At 62.9% G+C, this 612-nt stretch carries 1 protein-coding gene; it reads right to left on the minus strand.

Annotation, left to right across the window (positions count from 1 at the left end):
- On the minus strand, positions 1 to 612 hold a 612-nt coding region (locus EAH89_RS31085; RefSeq protein WP_140888062.1), incomplete at both ends, for a prolyl oligopeptidase family serine peptidase.

Consider the following 612-nt stretch of genomic DNA (forward strand, 5'->3'; position numbering starts at 1 on the left):
CATGTTGGTCTTGAGCAACAGGATATGATCGTCGGTCTTGGTCGCGCGAAGTTTTGCGGCCCATTTGGCGGGTTCCCAATAGGTGACGCGCGGATCGTTGAGCCCGCCCGAGATGAACAACGGCGGATAATCCTGCGCGGCGACATTGTCGTACGGGCTGTACGAGCGGATCAGGTCGAACGCCGCCTTGTCCTCGATCGGGTTGCCCCATTCGGGCCACTCGCCCGGGGTGAGCGGCAGGTCGGGGTCCATCATCGTGTTGAGCACGTCGACGAACGGCACCACCGCAACCACCGCGCCCCATAACTCAGGGTTCGAATTGGCGACCGCGCCCATCAGTTCGCCGCCCGCCGACCCGCCTTCGATCGCGATTCGTCCGGCGCTCGTCCATCCCGCGGCGATCAGCCTCTCCGCCACATCGACGAAATCGTTGAAGGTGTTATTGCGCTTGTCGAGCTTGCCGTCGTGATACCATTGCTGTCCCAGATCGTCGCCGCCGCGGATATGCGCGATTGCATACGCGAAGCCGCGGTCGAGCAGCGACAGGCGCCCGGTCGAAAACCCCGGCGGGATTGCGTGTCCGTATGCGCCATAGGCATAAAGGTACAACGG

This window comes from Muricoccus nepalensis (genome assembly GCF_006438825.1).
In the GTDB taxonomy this organism is placed as follows: domain Bacteria; phylum Pseudomonadota; class Alphaproteobacteria; order Acetobacterales; family Acetobacteraceae; genus Roseomonas; species Roseomonas nepalensis.